The sequence below is a fragment of the Trueperaceae bacterium genome, assembly GCA_031581195.1.
Lineage (GTDB): Bacteria > Deinococcota > Deinococci > Deinococcales > Trueperaceae > SLSQ01.
On sequence record JAVLCF010000175.1, the window covers coordinates 1 to 3,069 of the forward strand.

Below are 3,069 nucleotides of genomic sequence, written 5' to 3' on the forward strand. Positions count from 1 at the left end.
AACGCGGCGGGCAATCTTTACATGACCATCGCCGCGCTCGTGCTGGCCGCCCTCTTCGGCCCTACGTACGTCGGCTGGTACCTGCTGGCGCACCGCGTGCTGGTCCTTCCCGTGAACCTTCTGAGCGGCTCCTTCAAGGAGGCGTTCCTCGCGCGGACCCGGACGGCGCAGCGCACCGGGGGGGACCTGTTCGCGCTGTACGTGCGCGCCACCCTCGGTCTCGCCGCCGTCGTCGCGGTTCCGTTCCTTCTGGTGATCGCCTTCGGTCCTCCCCTCTTCGCCCTCGTGCTGGGCGCCGAGTGGGAGGCAAGCGGGCGGTACGCACGGTGGCTCGCCCTCGGGCTGTTCGTCGGTGCGGTGAACCCTCCTGCAATCGTCATCACGCAGGTGCTTCGCAAACAACGCTGGTTGATGGTGTACGACGCCCTCCTGCTCGTCGCGCGCGTCGCGGCCCTCGTCGTCGTCGGCTCGACCGTCGGCGACCTCGCGGCGGTCGCCGCGTACGCCCTCGTCGGGGCGGCGTTCAACCTCCTCCTCGTGCTCACGATGGGCGGCTACGCCCGCCGCGCGCCCCACGCGCACGCCGGGAGCCCGGCCGGATGACCGGTCGCACGCCCCTCCTCCGCTCGACCGTCGCCGTGGGCCTGGCGAGCCTGTTCGTGAACCTGGCGTTCCCGAAGGCGGGCTTCTACGTGGGGGAGGTCCCCATCACGGCCGGCTACGCGCTGCTCGGTGCCGCAGGAGCCCTCGCTCTCGCGACGCTGCTGCTGCGTCACTGGACCCTCCCCCGCGCGACGGTGTGGACGATCGCGGCGCTGCTGCCCTGGATCGGCGCCAGCGCGACGCTCCTCGTGTTGGGGGAGAACCAGGACGGCTTCGTCTCCGCGTTCTCCTTCCTCGTGAGCGCCGCCCTCGTTCCGATCCTCACCCTCCTGACGACGAGTCTGCTCCTGCGGTCGGTCGCCCCCCGGACGCTTCGGCGGATCGTCCTCGCGGCGCTCGGCGTCGTCACCGCCTGGGGCCTCGTTCACTTCGTCGCGATGAACGTCTTCGGTGCGTTCCCCGGGATCCCCTTCCTGACCGTCACCGGCAGTGAACTCGACCTCGCCGATTCGCGCAACATCAATCGCGGAGGGATCTTCAAGATGGTGTCGACGTACAACAACGGCAACATCCTGGGCGTCAACGCGCTCACCTGGTTCCCGGCCGCGTTCGCCCTCGCCGGGCCGCACGTCCGGTGGAGGGGGGCGTGGCTCGGCGCGCCGCGAGGGGTGTTCCTGTTCTCGCTGTCGCGGACCGTCTGGGCCGGCTGGCTGGTCATGGAGGTGGTCAACACCGTGTTCGCGCGCCGTACCCTGACGCGCCTTGCGGGCATGGGCCTCTCCCTCCCCCTCGTCCTCGCGGGGGTCGTCGTGGTCGCCGCCGTCCTGGCCGCGAACCCGTTCGACTTCCTTTTCGACCGGGATTTGGGGGGCCGCATCGATCAGTTCCGATTCGAGGTCGCCTGGCTCCGCGCGTCGTTCATCGGGATGCAGGAGATCGTGTACACCTCGATCCTCGCGTCGTTCGGGGTCGTGGGGCTCGCGCTGTTTCTGTTGGCTTGGACGTTTCCCCTCCTCCTCCCGGCGCACGGGCCGGTCGCGAAGGCCGCGAAGGTCGGGATGATCACGTACCTCTTCGTCATGGTGAGCGACGGCGCGTTCCCCCTGATCCCGACGCAGCACACCTACTGGATGGTGGCCGCCCTGGCGGTCGCCGGACCGCGGACGCAGGGAGACGCCTCGTGAGGATCCTCCACGTGGTGGCGGACGGACGGCCCGGGGGCGGCACCACCAACGTGCTGGCGCTCGCCGAAGATCAACGGGCGGCGGGGCACGACGTCACGCTGCTCACCGACCGCGGATCGTACGCGGTGGACGCCGCACGCCGCTTCGCCGTCCAGGTTCGGGAGGCGGCGTTCTTCACGAGTCGCTTCGACCCGCGGTTGCCCGAGGCGATCGACCGCACCGTCCGGACGGTGGCACCGGACGTGGTGCACGTCCACGGCGCCCGCGCGGGCTTTCTGTACGCCCTGCGTGCGCGACGCGGCACGGTGCCGAGCGTCTACACGGTCCGCGGCTACCATTTCCTCCGCAAGCCCCGCGGGGTGCGCCACGCGGCGGCGCTCGCGGAGCGCCTCGCCAGCGCGCGCACCGACCTCACGGTGCACGTGTGCGCGTACGACGCCCGCCTCGCGCGCGCGTGGCGGCTGACGCCGGGGGGCCGGAGCGTCGTCATCCACAACGGCATCCGTCGATCCGACGTCCCGGCGCCCGGCCCCGTGGACCCGAGGCGCGTCGTGACGTTGGGTCGGCTGGCCCGGCAGAAGGACCCGGGCATGGTGGTGGCGGTGGCGCGCCTCCTCGCCGACGAGGGCTTCCGCTTCCGCCTGATCGGCGGCGGCCCGTTGGAGGCGACGGTCCGGCAGGCGATCGCCGACGCCGGTCTCGAGGGGGTCGTGGACGTGACGGGGGCCCTCCCGCGCGCGGAGGCGCTCGCTGCGATGCGCGACGCCGGCGCGTTCCTCCTCCCGTCGCGATGGGAGGGCTTTCCCATCGCACCGATCGAAGCGATGGAGATGGGGATCCCCGTCGTGTTGTCGAACGTGAGCGGCATGCCCGAGGTCGTGGGCGATGATGCAGGGGTGTTGGTGGAGGCGCACGACCCCCAGGCGTACGCATCGGCACTTCGGCGCGTGGCGGGCGACGACGCCTGGCGCGCGACGCTGGTCGCGCGCGCACGTGAACGGGTCGCCACGCACTTCACGCGCGACGTCGTGACCGCCTCGTACCTGGACGCCTACCGCCGGGTGACCGGGCGATGAAGGACCTCCGATGACCGGCACCCCGCCGCGCGTCGCGGTGGTGCACGACTGGTTGGACCGCTACGCCGGGTCGGAGCGGGTGCTCGAACGCATCCTCGGCCTGTACCCCGATGCGGACCTCTTCGCCGTCGTCGACTTCGTTCCGGGGGACCAACGCGCGTTCCTGCACGGCAAGCGAGCGACGACGACCTTCGTGCAGCGCATGC

The 3,069-nt window shown here is 71.4% G+C and carries 4 protein-coding genes; all 4 read left to right on the forward strand.

Annotation, left to right across the window (positions count from 1 at the left end):
- Positions 1–603: oligosaccharide flippase family protein (locus tag RI554_11095; GenBank protein ID MDR9392559.1), on the forward strand; the 603-nt coding region annotated here is incomplete at its 5' end.
- Positions 600–1,787, forward strand: a complete 1,188-nt coding sequence (locus tag RI554_11100) for a hypothetical protein (protein ID MDR9392560.1) — start codon at positions 600–602, stop codon at positions 1,785–1,787. The genes RI554_11095 and RI554_11100, both read left to right, overlap by 4 nt.
- Positions 1,784–2,863, forward strand: coding sequence for a glycosyltransferase (locus RI554_11105; GenBank protein ID MDR9392561.1), 1,080 nt, complete (start codon positions 1,784–1,786; stop codon positions 2,861–2,863). The genes RI554_11100 and RI554_11105 overlap by 4 nt, the downstream gene beginning before the upstream one ends.
- 10 nt (positions 2,864–2,873) lie before the next feature.
- Positions 2,874–3,069 (forward strand): glycosyltransferase family 4 protein (locus tag RI554_11110; protein ID MDR9392562.1); only part of this gene is annotated, 196 nt, incomplete at its 3' end.

What these genes read in the sequence shown, in the direction of transcription:
- RI554_11100 (MDR9392560.1), top strand. Translation starts at nt 600, where the DNA reads ATGACCGGTCGCACGCCCCTCCTCCGCTCGACCGTCGCCGTGGGCCTG.